Source organism: Nocardioides sp. NPDC101246 (genome assembly GCF_044767415.1).
Taxonomy (GTDB): Bacteria; Actinomycetota; Actinomycetes; order Propionibacteriales; family Nocardioidaceae; genus Nocardioides.
Genome location: NZ_JBIWNX010000015.1, coordinates 136,977 through 150,850, shown reverse-complemented (window position 1 = coordinate 150,850; position 13,874 = coordinate 136,977). Strand labels below are relative to the sequence as shown.

Here is a 13,874-nt window from a genome sequence, read left to right as displayed (position 1 = left end):
GTAGGTCAGAAGAGATCGACGAGGTCGTCGAAGATCCGGGTGAAGTGGTCGGCGACGGTGCCGTCCGACGGGTTCTCGAGATAGCTGTCGAGCGCGGCGTCGAAGACGACGATCACGAGCTTGAGGAGGACTCCGGCGAGCTCCGGAGACATGCTGTTGCCCTCGCGCGCGGAGAGCACCTCGGCGAAGTGGTGGGTGGCCTTCTCGAAACGGCCGTGTGCCGCCTCGTGCACCTGCGGGTTGCGGACGAAGACGTGCCGAATGAGCCGGAGCTCCTCGCCGTCGATGTGGTCGGCCTCGAGCAGCGTACGGATCAGGGCGCAGAGATCGGCGCGCAATTCGCCCGTCGGCCCGCCCTCGACGAACGTCGCGACCAGCGCCGGGTCCGGGTCGTGGTCGGGTCCGAGGACGGCGTCCATCTTGCCCGGGACGTGGTTGAACAACGTACGTCGCGAGACGCCGACGCGGTCGGCGAGATGGTCCATGGTCCACCCGTCGTACCCGAACTCCTCGGTGAGCTCGAGCGCGGCGCGGTGGATCGCCTTGGGGGTCCCCTCGAGCCGCTTCACGGCGTTGCACTTTCTCTCACAGAGTGCATTCTTGCACCCTGGGGGTATCGAGTGCAAAACAATGTGGGCTGGTTCACGTGGCCGCCCCGCACGGCCACTAGACTTGGCGCCCATGGGGAGCGGCAGACCTGAGACCACCACTCGTCAGCGGATCCTCGACGCTGCCGTCGAGATGACCACTGAGACGGGATGGGCGAGCGTGACGATGTCGCGCATCGCTGAGCGGTGCGGGGTCAGCCGGCAGACGGTCTACAACGACATCGGCGCCAAGCCGGCGCTGGCGAAGTCGCTGATCCTGCGTGAGCTCGAGCAGTTCCTCGCCGTCGTGAGCGCCGCCTTCGACCAGGAGGACGACTTCCTGCCGGCGATCCGCCAGGCGACGTACGCCGTCCTCGACCGTGCCCAGGACAACAAGCTGCTGCACGCGGTGGTCTCGGCGACCCACGGCGCCGACACCGAGCTGCTGCCCTACCTGACCAGCCACAGCGAGGGGCTGCTCGGCTACGCGACCGAGATCATCCACGAGCACATCGAGAGGTTCGACCACGGGCTGAGCGACCACCAGGCGGATGTCGCCATCGAGACGGTCGTTCGCGTCGTGCTCAGCCACGTCATGCAGCCCACCAAGTCGCCCGACGAGACCGCCGACGACATCGCCTGGCTGCTGTCGCGCGTCCTTGCCTGAGTTACCCGTGAGTTGGGTGCTCACCAGCCCTCGCCTAACCTTCCTGCGGGGAGGTAAAGGATGCGAAAGGTCTCGTTGAGAGCGACCGCGGCGATCGGCGCGGTCCTCGTGGTGACCCTGGCAGCCTGTGCGGGCGAGCCGTCGAAGCCCAGCTCGGGCTCGCCGACCAGCAGCCCCAGCGCCAGCGGGCCCGCGGAGGACGAGAGCCCCGTCGCCGACCCGTCGCACGCCGTCGATATCCCCGGCAAGCGCGAGGGCACGCTGCACTCCACCGACCTGCTGATCCTCTCCGAGGACACCCTCTCCTCCGGCGACGTCAAGAAGATCCGGGGACTCGACGGCGTCTCCGGGGTCGAGCAGATCTCGATGGCCCAGGTCAGTGTCGAGGGACGGCTGGTGAAGGTGGTCGCCGTCGACCCGTCGACCTACCGCAACTTCGCCCCGTTCCAGAGCGCCGACTCCGACGAGGTCTGGCAGCGCGTCGCCGGCGGTGAGGTGGCGATCGACCCCGAGCGCCAGGACGAGCTCCCGGCCGACAAGGACGGGTTCGTCAGGCTCGGCTCCAAGAAGGACGCAGCCTCCGTCCACGTCGGTGCCTACGCTCCCCAGCCGCCGGGTCTGGCCGCGGCCGTCGTCAACCACAAGTGGGGCGAGGAGATGGGCATGGAGAAGGGCAACGCGCTCATCGTCTCCACCGCCGCCATCGCCCCCAACCGGGTCGTCAAGCCGATCCAGAAGGTCGTCGGCTCGGACGCCTCGGTCCAGCGCCTCGACGTCGTCGCCCGCGCGGGTCTCGACCCCAACGCTCCCCAGAAGGCGTACGTCGTCGGCACCGTCGCCCAAGCCGTCGGCAACTACACCTACCGGGCCAACGGCGACGGCACCATCACCCCCGCCTCGAGCTGGGTGAGCTCCCACATCGTGACCGCCCAGGTGCCGATCCTCGGCTCGGTGACCTGCAACAAGGTGATGATCCCGCAGCTGCGCGCCGCGCTGCAGGAGGTCGTCGACCGCGGCCTGGCCAAGACGATCGACCCGAAGCAGTACGCCGGCTGCTACTACCCCCGCTTCATCGCCAACACCACCCAGCTCTCCAACCACGCCTTCGGCACCGCCGTCGACCTCAACACCGCCGGCAACCAGCGCGGCACCGTCGGCGAGATGGACCGCACCGTCGTCGCCATCTTCGAGCGCTGGGGTTTCACCTGGGGCGGCAACTGGAAGTGGACCGACCCCATGCACTTCGAGATGAACCGCATCGTCAAACCGGGCTGATCCTGTTCGGTGCCGGCGACTTTCCCGCATGTGCATGGAAGTTCCAGCGGCTGGGGGCAGAGGCGGCGCAAGAACCCCGCAGATGCGCGATTCTGTATCGACGTTCGACGAACCCGGGCCCGACTCGCGAGCAGGGTCAACATTTACGCCTGGAGGTCGCGCAGGTACCAAGTGCCTGACTCGCCACCGAGATCGCCCGGGGCGGTCGGGCCAACCGGGACGAACCCGGCCTTGACCAGCACCTTCTGGGACGCGGCGTTGTCGTGGGAGGTGGCAGCCCGCAGTGTGCGCAGGTCGTGCATCGCCGTCGCAATCCTGCACAGATCTTGGACGGTCGCGGTAGCTACCCCACGGCCGGCGATCCGTTCCGCGACCCGGTAGCCGAGTCTGGCGGTGCCGTTTTCCACGTTGTACAGGTTGAACCTGCCGAGTACCGAGCTGTCCTCGCCGACGAGCACGTAGAAGGCGCAGATGCCTGCCTCCTGCTCGGTCAGCGAGGCGTTGTACCGGTCGGTGAACTGGTCGAAGAAGTCGTCACCACGGTCGGAGATCGAGGCAGCGAAGTAGGCGCGGTTCGCCAGCTCGAAGGCGAGGACCGCCGGCGCATGGTCGGCATGGAGCCGCTGCAACTCGGGCATTGCCAGACCCTACCCAGATCGCGCGCTGAGGCCATCTGAGTTTCCGCTGGAACGGGCCGTTCACCGTCCCCAGGCTCGCTTCAAACCTTGGATATCCACAGGCTGCAATTTGGGCGCGACGCCGTGGTGCGAGCCGCACATGGTTGATGAATGACTGAGGATCAGGATTCCGTCGCGTTCGACCCGAAGCGGCCATTCACACGCGCGTGGGCGGCCGCGCAGGGGAACATCAGCGACCTGCGAACAGCTGCCTACAAGCGTTTGCTGCACGGCGTCTACGTTGCGGCGACGGTCGAGGTGACGCCGCTGCTCATCGCCGAGGCCGTGCTGATGCCGTTCGGTGAGAAGGCGTGGGCGAGTCATGCGACGGCCGCGAGGGCCGATCTCGAACGACGTGAGGCCATCGATGACGACCAGTGGCGCATCATGGTCTTCGTCGCGAAGGACATCTACAAGTCGCCCGGTCGCACGCTGGAACGGATCCACCGCGTGCTGCGCCTCCGAGGCGAACCCGGCGTCCCAGCGGTGCTCTCCGACGCCTGGCGAGCACACTTCCCGGGCTGGTCCTGAGCGCTGCTGGACAAGACCGTGCACGTGCGGGGTTGTCGCGACCGCAGACCGCGCGAACACCGCAACTTCCCCGCATGTGCGGGGTTATTGCCTGACCTGCTGGGGACCCGCCTCTACGCTGGGCCTGTGAGCATTCTTGATGACGCCCGCCCGGGCATGGACGACAGCATTCGGCCGCAGGACGACCTGTTCGGGTTCGTCAACGGCACCTGGCTCCGGGAGGTCGAGATTCCGTCCGACCGGTCCAGCTGGGGGCCGTTCGTGATGCTCGCCGACCAGGCCGAGAAGGACGTACGCGCGATCATCGAGGAGCTCGCGGCATCCGGCGGCGAGCCGGGCAGCGACGCCCAGAAGATCGGTGACCTCTTCGCGAGCTTCATGGATGAGGCCGGCGTGGCCGCGCGGGGCGTACGTCCGCTCGATGGCCTGAGGGCCGCCGTGGACGGGCTCCGCGACGCGGACGACCTGGCGGCGTTCCTGGGTGAGGTCGAGCGGATCGGCGGTCACGGGCTGTTCGGTTCCTACGTCGACAACGACGACAAGGCCTCCGACCGCTACATCTTCAACCTGCTCCAGGGCGGTCTCGGCCTCCCCGACAAGGACTACTACTTCGACGAGAAGTTCGCCGAGGTGCTGGGGAAGTACGCCGACTACCTGACCCGCCTCTACGAGCTCGCCGAGCACCCCGACCCGCGTGCGGCCGCCGAGACGATCATCCGGATCGACACCCGCCTTGCCGAGGGCCACTGGGCGCGCGAGGAGACCCGCGACAAGCAGAAGACCTACAACCTGCTGACCCTCGCCGAGCTGCGCGAGCTGGCCCCCAACTTCAACTGGGATGCGTACGTCCGCAACCTCTCCGGCTCGAAGCTGACCACCGAGGCGGTGCTCGGTGAGGTGGTCGTGCGGCAGCCGTCATTCTTCGCCCACCTCTCGACCGTGCTCGGCGAGGTCGACATCGACGACTGGAAGTCGTGGCTCTACTTCCACGTGCTGCGCTGGGCGGCGCCCTACCTGACCGACGACTTCGTCGAGACCAACTTCGACTTCTACGGCCGCACCCTCAACGGCACCCCTGAGCTGCGCGAACGCTGGAAGCGCGGGGTCGCGATCGTCGAGGGTGCGATCGGTGAGGCGGTCGGCAAGGAGTACGCCGCGCGCCACTTCCCGCCCGAGGCGAAGGCGCAGATGGACGAGCTGGTCCACAACCTCCTGGAGGCCTACCGCAAGTCGATCTCCGAGCTCGACTGGATGGGCGAGGAGACCAAGGAGAAGGCCTACGAGAAGCTCGACAAGTTCACGCCGAAGATCGGCTACCCGTCGAAGTGGCGCGACTACTCGGCGCTGACCATCTCCAAGGACGACCTGATCGGCAACGTCTCGGCGGCCTCGGTCTTCGAGACCGACCGGCAGCTCGGCAAGCTCGGCGGACCGGTGGACCGCGACGAGTGGTTCATGCTGCCGCAGACGGTCAACGCCTACTACAACCCCGGCACCAACGAGATCTGCTTCCCGGCCGGCATCCTGCAGCGGCCCTTCTTCGACAAGGACGCCCACCCGGCGGAGAACTACGGCGGCATCGGCGCGGTGATCGGCCACGAGGTCGGGCACGGCTTCGATGACCAGGGTGCCCAGTTCGACGGCGACGGCAACATGCAGGACTGGTGGTCGCCGGAGGACAAGGCGGCCTTCGAGGTGAAGACGAAGGCGCTCATCGAGCAGTACTCCCAGCTGTCGCCGCGGGACCTGCCGGGCGAGTTCGTCAACGGCGCGCTGACCGTCGGCGAGAACATCGGTGACCTGGGTGGCCTGACGATCGCGCACACCGCCTACATGCTCGCGACCGGCGGTTCCGCGGGCGTCGGCGACCGGCAGCGGCTCTTCCTCAACTGGGCCTACGTGTGGCGTACGGTGCGGCGCAGGGAGCAGGCGCAGCAGTACCTCACGATCGACCCGCACAGCCCGCCGGAGTTCCGTGCCAACATCGCGCGGAACCTGGACGAGTTCCACGAGGTTTTCGGCACTGCTCAGGGCGACGGACTGTGGCTCGATCCGGAGGACCGGGTGCGCATCTGGTGACATGCCCCCGGGTGCGTTTGGTTAATTCTTGATAACGACGTAAACGAGTTACGCGGGGCGACCGCTTCATAAAGCTGCATTGCACGAATTTGTTCGGTCGCAGTCCCGATTCGGGTGGAAGGATCCGGTCCGATCCTGGTCCTGATCTCGAGGAGAACCCCCATGCGTAGATTCGTTCGAGCGGCCGGTGCCACCACCGCTGCCGCCGTTGCAGGAACCGCCTTCATCGCGTCCTTCGGAAGCCCAGCCGGCGCCACCCCTGCTGACTCGGCCTCCGCCATCACGCCAGAGACACTGGCTGCCCAGAAGGTCATCGATGACGAGTCGATCGCCGACAAGGCGATCGACGCGCTGACCAGCAAGCCGTCGACCTGGAAGGTCGGCGCGGGCCAGGAGCTCGAGCCCGTGGTGACCCTGAAGGACACCAACGGTGCCACCCACGTGCGGATGAACCGGACGTACAAGGGCCTCGAGGTCGTCGGCGGCGACCTGGTCGCCCACCAGAGCAGGTCCGGCGCCCTGACCTCCGTCTCCCAGGGGCTGACCAAGGTGCTCGACCTCTCGGTGAAGCCGGCCATCACCGAGGCCGTGGCCACCAAGGCCGCGCTGACCCTGGACGCCGTCACCAAGACGATCACCAAGCTCCAGGCCGACAAGAAGTACGCGCCCGAGCTCGTCGTCGACGCGGTCGACGGCACCCCGACGCTGGCGTGGCGGGTGACCACCAAGGGCAAGCAGGCCGACGGCACCCCCTCGCGCCTGGCGACCTACGTCGACGCGGACAGCGGCAAGGTGCTGCGCCGGGTCGAGGGCATCCACACGATCGATGGCGAGGGCAACACCCTCTACTCCGGGACCATCCCGCTGCAGGTGAAGCAGAACGGCTCGACGTACGAGCTGCGTGACGAGACCCGTGGCGGCACCTACACGACCGACATGAACAACGCCGAGGACAGCCTGCTGTGCCAGCTCCTCGGGTTCGGGTGCGCGGCCGGGACGGTGGTCACGAGCCCGACCACGACCTTCGGCACCGGCTCCAACGACGACCGGGCGACCGCGGCGGCCGACGCGCAGTACGGCACCAACGTCACCTGGGACTACTTCAAGAACGTCCACGCCCGCGACGGCATCTTCGGCGACGGCTCGGGCTCCTACAACCGGGTCCACTACGGCAACGACTACGTCAACGCCTTCTGGGACGGCGAGAAGATGACGTACGGCGACGGCGACGGTGTCGGCTACGGGCCGCTCGTCTCCCTGGACGTCGCGGGCCACGAGATGACGCACGGCGTCACCGAGAACACCTCGGGCCTGGAGTACTCCGGGGAGTCCGGCGGGCTCAACGAGTCCACCTCGGACATCTTCGGGACCGCGGTCGAGTTCTACGCGGACAACGCCGAGGACCAGGGCGACTACCTGATCGGTGAGTCCTTCATCCTCGACGGTGGCGACCCGCTGCGCCGGATGGACAACCCGTCCTTCGACGGCAGCTCGGTCAACTGCTGGTCCTCCTCGACCGGCGACCTGGACGTCCACTACTCAAGCGGTGTCGGCAACCACTTCTTCTACCTGCTCTCCGAGGGCTCGGGCACGAAGACGATCGGTGGGGTCGAGCACTCGAGCACGACCTGTGACGGCTCGACGATCGCCGGGATCGGTCGCGACAAGGCGGAGCAGATCTGGTTCCGGGCGAACTCGACCTACTTCACCTCGACCACCGACTACGCCGGCGCGCGCGACGCGACGGTGAAGGCGGCCTCGGACCTCTACGGTGCCTCCAGCCCGGAGGTCGCGGCCGTCGAGGCGACGTGGACCGCGGTCTCCGTGAGCTGATCTCGCCACACCGACAACAGAGTGGCTCGACGGCGTCGTTTCCTACCGGAGGCGGCGCCGTCGACCGCTTTGGGTAACTAAAGTACGAATTCGGGCGTGTGGTTATGCCGGTACGGCGATAGGACGCATACTGGACACGCCGGGCCGGTTCTGCGGGTCCCCGTGGGGGAGGACCAACAGCGCCGGCTCGGTGTTGTCTTTCTGCGCTCGGGTGAATAACGGTTCGCGTGGACGGGTGGTCGCTGTCTACCCTGGAGGCATGCACCCAGGTATCGCGTACATGCGCCTGCGCCCCGCCGCCTGACGGCGGCGCTGCGAGGAATACTCACGCCGCTGTCCGGCCATGCCGGGTAGCTGCTCTCGCTCTCCCGGCTCCCGTTCGCGAGCTGGAAGTTCACTTTCGTGTCTGTACAGACCCACCACACCTCTGCCCACCTGCGCGCCGAGGACATCTCCGTCACCCGGGGCGGTCGCCCCGTCCTGCGCGGCGTCTCCCTGACCGTCTCCGCCACCCAGCGGTCCCGGCTGGCCATCGTCGGCGAGAACGGCCGGGGCAAGACCACGCTGCTCCATGTCCTCGCCGGGCTGCTCGAACCCGACTCCGGCCGCGTTCAGCGGCACGGGAGTCGCGGGATCGCCCAGCAAGCCCTGGACGTACGTCCTGGGGACACCGTCGGCACCCTCACCTCCGCCGCGCTGGCCGAGTCGCACGCCGCGCTGCGCGCTCTCGACTCCGCGGCGGAGGCCCTGTCGGAGGATCCGACGGACGCCGACGGGACGTACGCCGCCGCGCTGGAGCGTGCGACCACGCTGGATGCCTGGGACGCCGATCGCCGGGTCCAGATCGCGCTCGAAGCGCTGGGCGCGTGCACCGATGACGGACGTCGGCTGGCGACGTTGTCGGTCGGGCAGCGTTACCGGGTGCGGCTGGCCTGTCTGCTCGGGGCGCACCACGATCTCCTCGTGCTCGACGAGCCGACCAACCATCTCGACGCGTCGGGGCTGGCGTTCCTGACCGAGCAGGTCAGGACCCACGCCGGCGGGGTGGTGCTCGTCTCTCACGACCGCGCGCTGCTGCGCGAGGTCGGCGAGGAGTTCCTCGACCTGGATCCGAGCGAGGACGGCCGGCCCAGGACGTACGCCGGTGGCTACCAGGGCTGGCAGGACGGCCGGCGCCGCGACCGGGAACGCTGGGAGCAGGACTACGCGGCTCAGCAGGAGGAGCATCGGCGGTTGCAGGACTCGGTCTCGGTGGCGCGGGACCGGCTGAGCACCGGTTGGCGCCCGCCCAAGGGGACCGGGAAGCACCAGCGACAGACCCGCGCACCCGGGTTGGTGCGCTCCTTCAACCGTGACCTCGCGGCGCTCGAGGCGCACCGCATCTCCGTGCCGGAGCCGCCGATGTCGCTCGGCTTCCCGGCGCTCTCGCCGGGGGCCGGCACGCTGCTGCGGTGTGACGAGGTGTCGGTGCCGGATCGTCTGGGCGGACCCGTCTCCTTGGAGATCACCGCCGGTGACCGGCTGCTGGTCACCGGGCCGAACGGTGCCGGCAAGTCGACGTTGCTGCAGGTGCTGGGCGGGTTGCTCGCGCCTGTCGTGGGGTCGGTCCGGACCTCGTCGGGGGTGCGGGTCGCGCTCGTCGGTCAGGAGGAGCCGGCGTGGTCCCCCGGTCTGACCGCGGCGGAGATCTACGCCGGTCACTGTGGGCAGCTGGTCACCGCCGGGGTGGTGCCGGAGCGGGCGATCCCCTCGCTCCGGTCGACCGGTCTGGTGGACGCCGAGGCGCGGCGTACGCCTGCCTCCCGGTTGTCCCAGGGGCAGCAGCGGCGGCTCGAGCTGGCGTTGCGCCTCGCCTCGCTCCCGCAGCTGCTGATCCTGGACGAGCCGACCAACCACCTCTCGGCCGGGTTGGTCGACGAGCTGACGGCCGCGCTGCGGGCGACCTCCGCGGCGGTCGTGGTGGCCACTCACGATCGTCAGATGCTGAGCGACCTCTCCGACTGGCCGAGGTTGGCGCTGGGCGGGTCTGTCGGAGGTCCCTGATAGACCTGTGGTCATGACTGATCCGGCCACCGACGTACGTGCTCGTGCCGAGGCGCATCTGCGTGCCCTCGTGGGGCGCGATGACGCGACGCTGCGCGAAGACCAGTGGTCGGCGATCTCGGCGCTCGCCGTCGAGCGTCGCCGGGCACTGGTCGTGCAGAAGACCGGTTGGGGGAAGTCGGCGGTCTACTTCGTGGCGACGCTGCTGCTCCGTGAGGCCGGGCTCGGGCCGACCGTGATCGTCTCGCCGCTGCTCGCGCTGATGCGCAACCAGATCGCGGCGGCGCAGCGGGCCGGGATCAGGGCGGTGACGATCAACTCGACCAACCCGGAGGACTGGATCTCGATCGAGGAGGCCATCCACGCCGGTGAGGTGGATGTCCTGCTGGTTTCCCCCGAGCGGCTCAACAACCCGAAGTTCCGCGACGCGGTGCTGCCTCGGCTGGCTGCCGAGTGCGGCCTGCTGGTGGTCGACGAGGCCCACTGCATCTCCGACTGGGGGCACGACTTCCGGCCCGACTACCGCCGGATCCGTACGCTGCTGGCCGACCTTCCCGACGGGATCCCGGTGCTCGCGACGACCGCGACCGCCAACTCTCGGGTGACCTCGGACGTCGCCGAGCAGATGGGCGAGGGGGTTCTCGTGCTTCGCGGATCGCTGGACCGGGAGTCGCTGCGGCTCGGGGTGGTCACACTGAAGACTCCTGAGCAGCGCCTGGCCTGGCTCTCCGACCATCTCTCCGAGCAGCCCGGTTCGGGCATCGTCTACTGCCTGACCGTGGCCGCGACCGAGGAGATCGCCGACTATCTGCGCTCGCGCGGCCATGACGTGGCCGCGTACTCGGGGCGCACGGAGGCGGCCGAGCGGGCCGATCTGGAGGAGTCGCTGGCCGCTGGGAAGGTCAAGGCACTGGTGGCGACCTCGGCGCTCGGGATGGGCTTCGACGCGACGCTCGGGTTCGTGGTCAACATGGGGGCGCCGTCCTCTCCGGTCTCCTACTACCAGCAGGTCGGCCGTGCCGGGCGTGGCACCTCCGACGCCTCCGTCGTGCTGCTTCCCGGCATCGAGGACCGCGACATCTGGGCCTACTTCGCCTCGTTGGCGTTCCCGCGCGAGGAGCAGGTGCGTCAGACCCTGGGGGTTCTGTCGGAGGCGGGCCGGGCCCTGTCGACGCAGGCGTTGGAGACGTACGTCGACCTGTCCCGGTCACGCCTGGAGCAGATGCTCAAGGTGCTCGACGTCGACGGCGCCGCCCGCCGGGTCGGCGGCGGCTGGGAGGCGACGGGTGTCCCGTGGGACTACGACGCGGAGAGGTATGAGCGGGTCGCTCAGGCCAGGCGCCGCGAGCAGGACGCGATGCTCGCCTACATCTCGACCGACCAGTGCCGGATGCGGTTCCTACGCGAGCAGCTCGACGATCCCGGTGCCGTCGACTGCGGTCGGTGCGACAACTGCGGTGGCTTCGCGGTGACATCGTCGGTCTCCGAGGGTGCGGTCGAGGAGGCCTCGGCGCGGCTGGCGCGTCCCGGGGTGGTCGTGGAGCCGAAGAAGATGTGGCCCACCGGGCTCGACCGGCTCGGCATCTCGCTGAAGGGCAAGATCAAGGACGGCCCGCTCGAGGGGCGCGCGGTCGCGCGGCTGACCGACCTCGGCTACGGCCAAGCGCTGCGCGACCTCTTCCGCGAACCCGCACAGGACGGCCCGGTCCCGGTGCCGCTGGTGAAGGCGGTCGTCGAGGTCCTGGGCGACTGGCGTCCTCGGGTCGGCGGAATCGTCTACGTCGAGTCGTCGACCCGCCCCACCCTGACCCGCGACTTCGCCGAAGGCCTCTCCCGCTATCTCCGCATCCCCGTCCTCGGCTCGTGGGCCATCGTCGACCCCGACGTCGGCCCCGGCCAGGGCGCCTCCAACTCCGCCCAGCGCGTCGCCGCCATCGGCCGCCGTTTCTCGCTCCACGCCGATGTCCCGCCCGGTGCCGACGTACTCCTCATCGACGACCGCGTCGCGACCGGCTGGACCGTCACCCTCGCCGCCCGAGCCCTCCTCGACGCCGGCGCCGCCACCGTCCACCCCCTCGTCCTCGCCACCACCACCTGACCAGCCCCCGCCGAGGCGTCACCCAGGTCGGCCGAGACGTCACTCGCGCCGGCCGAGACGTCACGCCGCTGCCCACTCGAGCGACGTACGTGACGCATCGGCCGACGCGGCTGACGCTTCGGCAGGGGTCAGGTAGCGGGCCGGACGATGCCGTGGTCGTACGCGAAGACGATGGCGGCGGCGCGGTCGCGGAGGTCGAGCTTGGCGAAGATGCGGCCGATGTGGGACTTGACGGTGAGCTCGGAGATGACGAGCCGTTCGGCGATCTCGGAGTTGGTCCAGCCGGAGGCGAGGCCGCGGAGGACCTCGAGCTCGCGGTCGGTCAGCTCGGAGACCTCGACGGCGCTCGACGCCGGCGCGACGGCGGAGCGGTAGGTGGCCAGGACGCGGCCGGTGATGGCGGGGTCGAGCCAGGCGTCGCCGAGAGCGACGGAGCGTACGGCCATGACCAGCTCCTCGGCGGGCGAGTCCTTGAGCATGAAGCCGGCGGCCCCGGCGCGAAGGGCGCCGGAGACGAGCTCGTCCTCGTCGAACGTGGTCAGCACCAGCACCGGCGGCGCCGACGGCAGGGCCCGCACGAGGCCGGTCGCGGTGATCCCGTCGACCTGCCGCATCCGCAGATCCATGACCACGACGTCGGCGGGGTTGGCCTCGAGAGCCGCGACCACCTCCGAGCCGTCGGCGCACTCGGCGACGATCTCCAGCCCGTCGCGCCGTCGCAGGATGCGGCGCAGGCCGCTGCGTACGAGCTCCTGGTCGTCGACCACGATCACCCGGATCGGCTCGGATCCGTTGACGGGGCCCTTGACCGAGGTCATGCCAGGGCCCTGCGTACGAGACAGTGCGGTGGGATCACCAGGTCAACCTTCCACATCGTCTCCTCGGCTCCCGCCGACAGCCGGCCGCGGAGCTGCTCAGCTCGGGCCGCCATGCCGGCCAGCCCGGACCCCTCGCCGACCCCTCGCCGGCTGCCGACGAGCGGGTTCTGCACGGAGAGGCGTACGCCGTCGGCGACCGCCAACGACACCGAGACCGGCGCCCCGGGAGCATGCCGGATGGCGTTGGCGAGCGACTCCTGCAGGATCCGGTAGATGCCCAGCCCGACGCCGGCGTCGATGCGGGAGAGATCCCCGGACGACGAGAAGGTGATCGACTGCCCCGCGCTGCGGCCCTCCTCCACGAGCCGGACCACGTCCGCGGCTCCGGGAAGCGGAGCCGTCCCGGCGCCGGAGGTCGTCAGCAGGCCCGTCGTACGGCGGATCTCGGCCATCGCCCGGCGCCCGACGGCCTCCGCCTCGGTGAGCGCGGACACGGCCTCGTCGGGGTCGTCCCCCTCGGCGACGGAGCGGCGCGCGGCGGTCAGGTGCAGCAGCGTGATCGAGAGCGAGTGGCCGACCAGGTCGTGGATCTCGCGCGCGATCCGGGTGCGCTCGGCCTCGGTCGCGCGGGCGTGCTCCTGCGATCGGGCGAGCCGTTCGGCGCGCAGCGCCCGCATCTGGGCAAGCATCATCAGACCGCAGACCCAGCCGACGAAGAGCAGCAGGAAATGGACCCCGATCCCGCTGGGTGTGTCCGCGGCGAAGACCCCCATCACCACCCCGGAGGCGATGCCGTAGAGGGTGCCGGTGCGGAGGCCCTCGCGGATGACCATCTCGAGGGTGATCGGGACCAGCACGGCAGGCGCGAAGTCGTGCTGCGGCCAGAACCCCGACGCGGGCTGGGACATCAGCCAGGCAGCCCCGGCGAGCGTCGGCACCGCGTCGATGACCCACAGGTTGTGCTTGAGCCAGTCGCTCGAGGACGGCACGAAGAAGAGGCTCAGCGACGGGATCACGATGATCAGGCTGGCGATGACCGCCGGTCCGGTGGCTTCACGCTGAAGCGCGGCCACCGTGACCACCCCGATCAGGGCACCGGCCGACAGCAGCGGCGCCCACCAGGGGATGTCGAGGCCCTTGCCGCGTACGCGTCCGTCCATGAAGTCGCGCAAGCCGCGAGCCAGGCTCTGGACACTCATGCTCTTCAGTCTAGGAAGACGTGACCCGGGCCGCATCCGACCGTGGCAGGCGGCCGGCCTCCTACCA

Annotated in this window: 11 protein-coding genes; 7 read left to right on the top strand and 4 right to left on the bottom strand. The window is 69.3% G+C overall.

Annotation, left to right across the window (positions count from 1 at the left end; translation table 11 throughout):
• Positions 1-5 precede the first annotated feature (5 nt).
• The gene (locus ACIRON_RS24895; RefSeq protein WP_402996508.1) at positions 6-569 is read right to left on the bottom strand and encodes a TetR/AcrR family transcriptional regulator; all 564 of its coding nucleotides are present in this window, start codon (positions 567-569) and stop codon (positions 6-8) included.
• A gap of 112 nt (positions 570-681) precedes the next feature.
• On the opposite strand from ACIRON_RS24895, the gene ACIRON_RS24890 reads away from it, so the two are divergent.
• Positions 682-1,254 carry a TetR/AcrR family transcriptional regulator gene (locus ACIRON_RS24890; protein WP_091043740.1) on the top strand — a complete coding sequence of 191 codons (573 nt, stop codon included), beginning with the start codon at positions 682-684 and terminating at the stop codon, positions 1,252-1,254.
• A 60-nt stretch (positions 1,255-1,314) separates the two neighbouring features.
• Positions 1,315-2,529, top strand: coding sequence for a M15 family metallopeptidase (locus tag ACIRON_RS24885; RefSeq protein ID WP_402996506.1), 1,215 nt, complete (start codon positions 1,315-1,317; stop codon positions 2,527-2,529).
• A gap of 143 nt (positions 2,530-2,672) precedes the next feature.
• On the opposite strand, the gene ACIRON_RS24880 is transcribed toward ACIRON_RS24885, so the two are convergent.
• The gene (locus tag ACIRON_RS24880) at positions 2,673-3,167 is read right to left on the bottom strand and encodes a GNAT family N-acetyltransferase (protein ID WP_402996504.1); all 495 of its coding nucleotides are present in this window, start codon (positions 3,165-3,167) and stop codon (positions 2,673-2,675) included.
• A 150-nt stretch (positions 3,168-3,317) separates the two neighbouring features.
• Between ACIRON_RS24880 and ACIRON_RS24875 the strand changes: the two genes are divergently transcribed.
• From ACIRON_RS24875 to ACIRON_RS24855, 5 genes are all read left to right on the top strand, one after another.
• Positions 3,318-3,737: a hypothetical protein gene (locus tag ACIRON_RS24875; RefSeq protein ID WP_402996502.1), complete on the top strand. Its 420-nt coding sequence runs from the start codon at positions 3,318-3,320 to the stop codon at positions 3,735-3,737.
• 126 nt (positions 3,738-3,863) lie between these two features.
• Positions 3,864-5,816: a M13 family metallopeptidase gene (locus ACIRON_RS24870; protein ID WP_402996500.1), complete on the top strand. Its 1,953-nt coding sequence runs from the start codon at positions 3,864-3,866 to the stop codon at positions 5,814-5,816.
• Between the two features lie 162 nt (positions 5,817-5,978).
• Entirely contained in the window at positions 5,979-7,649 is a 1,671-nt protein-coding gene (locus ACIRON_RS24865; protein WP_402996499.1) for a M4 family metallopeptidase, read from the top strand.
• Between the two features lie 402 nt (positions 7,650-8,051).
• Complete coding sequence (locus tag ACIRON_RS24860) at positions 8,052-9,692, top strand: ABC-F family ATP-binding cassette domain-containing protein (RefSeq protein ID WP_402996497.1); 1,641 nt, start codon at positions 8,052-8,054, stop codon at positions 9,690-9,692.
• A gap of 13 nt (positions 9,693-9,705) precedes the next feature.
• Positions 9,706-11,790, top strand: a complete 2,085-nt coding sequence (locus ACIRON_RS24855; protein ID WP_402996495.1) for a DEAD/DEAH box helicase — start codon at positions 9,706-9,708, stop codon at positions 11,788-11,790.
• 128 nt (positions 11,791-11,918) lie between these two features.
• Here the strand turns inward: ACIRON_RS24855 and ACIRON_RS24850 are convergent, their stop codons facing one another.
• Together ACIRON_RS24850 and ACIRON_RS24845 are read right to left on the bottom strand one after the other, a co-directional pair.
• Positions 11,919-12,608 (bottom strand): response regulator transcription factor, encoded by a 690-nt coding sequence (locus tag ACIRON_RS24850; RefSeq protein WP_091043727.1) that lies wholly within the window; start codon positions 12,606-12,608, stop codon positions 11,919-11,921.
• On the bottom strand, positions 12,605-13,807 hold the full coding sequence (locus ACIRON_RS24845; RefSeq protein WP_402996492.1) for a sensor histidine kinase: 1,203 nt from the start codon (positions 13,805-13,807) through the stop codon (positions 12,605-12,607). The genes ACIRON_RS24850 and ACIRON_RS24845 overlap by 4 nt, the downstream gene beginning before the upstream one ends.
• Positions 13,808-13,874: the final 67 nt, after the last annotated feature.

Bases quoted from the DNA above. Each gene is read 5' to 3' on its own strand.
- ACIRON_RS24890 (WP_091043740.1), top strand. From the start codon at position 682: ATGGGGAGCGGCAGACCTGAGACCACCACTCGTCAGCGGATCCTCGAC.
- ACIRON_RS24885 (WP_402996506.1), top strand. From the start codon at position 1,315: ATGCGAAAGGTCTCGTTGAGAGCGACCGCGGCGATCGGCGCGGTCCTC.
- ACIRON_RS24880 (WP_402996504.1), bottom strand. From the start codon at position 3,167: ATGCCCGAGTTGCAGCGGCTCCATGCCGACCATGCGCCGGCGGTCCTC.
- ACIRON_RS24875 (WP_402996502.1), top strand. From the start codon at position 3,318: ATGACTGAGGATCAGGATTCCGTCGCGTTCGACCCGAAGCGGCCATTC.
- ACIRON_RS24865 (WP_402996499.1), top strand. From the start codon at position 5,979: ATGCGTAGATTCGTTCGAGCGGCCGGTGCCACCACCGCTGCCGCCGTT.
- ACIRON_RS24855 (WP_402996495.1), top strand. From the start codon at position 9,706: ATGACTGATCCGGCCACCGACGTACGTGCTCGTGCCGAGGCGCATCTG.
- ACIRON_RS24850 (WP_091043727.1), bottom strand. From the start codon at position 12,608: ATGACCTCGGTCAAGGGCCCCGTCAACGGATCCGAGCCGATCCGGGTG.
- ACIRON_RS24845 (WP_402996492.1), bottom strand. From the start codon at position 13,807: ATGAGTGTCCAGAGCCTGGCTCGCGGCTTGCGCGACTTCATGGACGGA.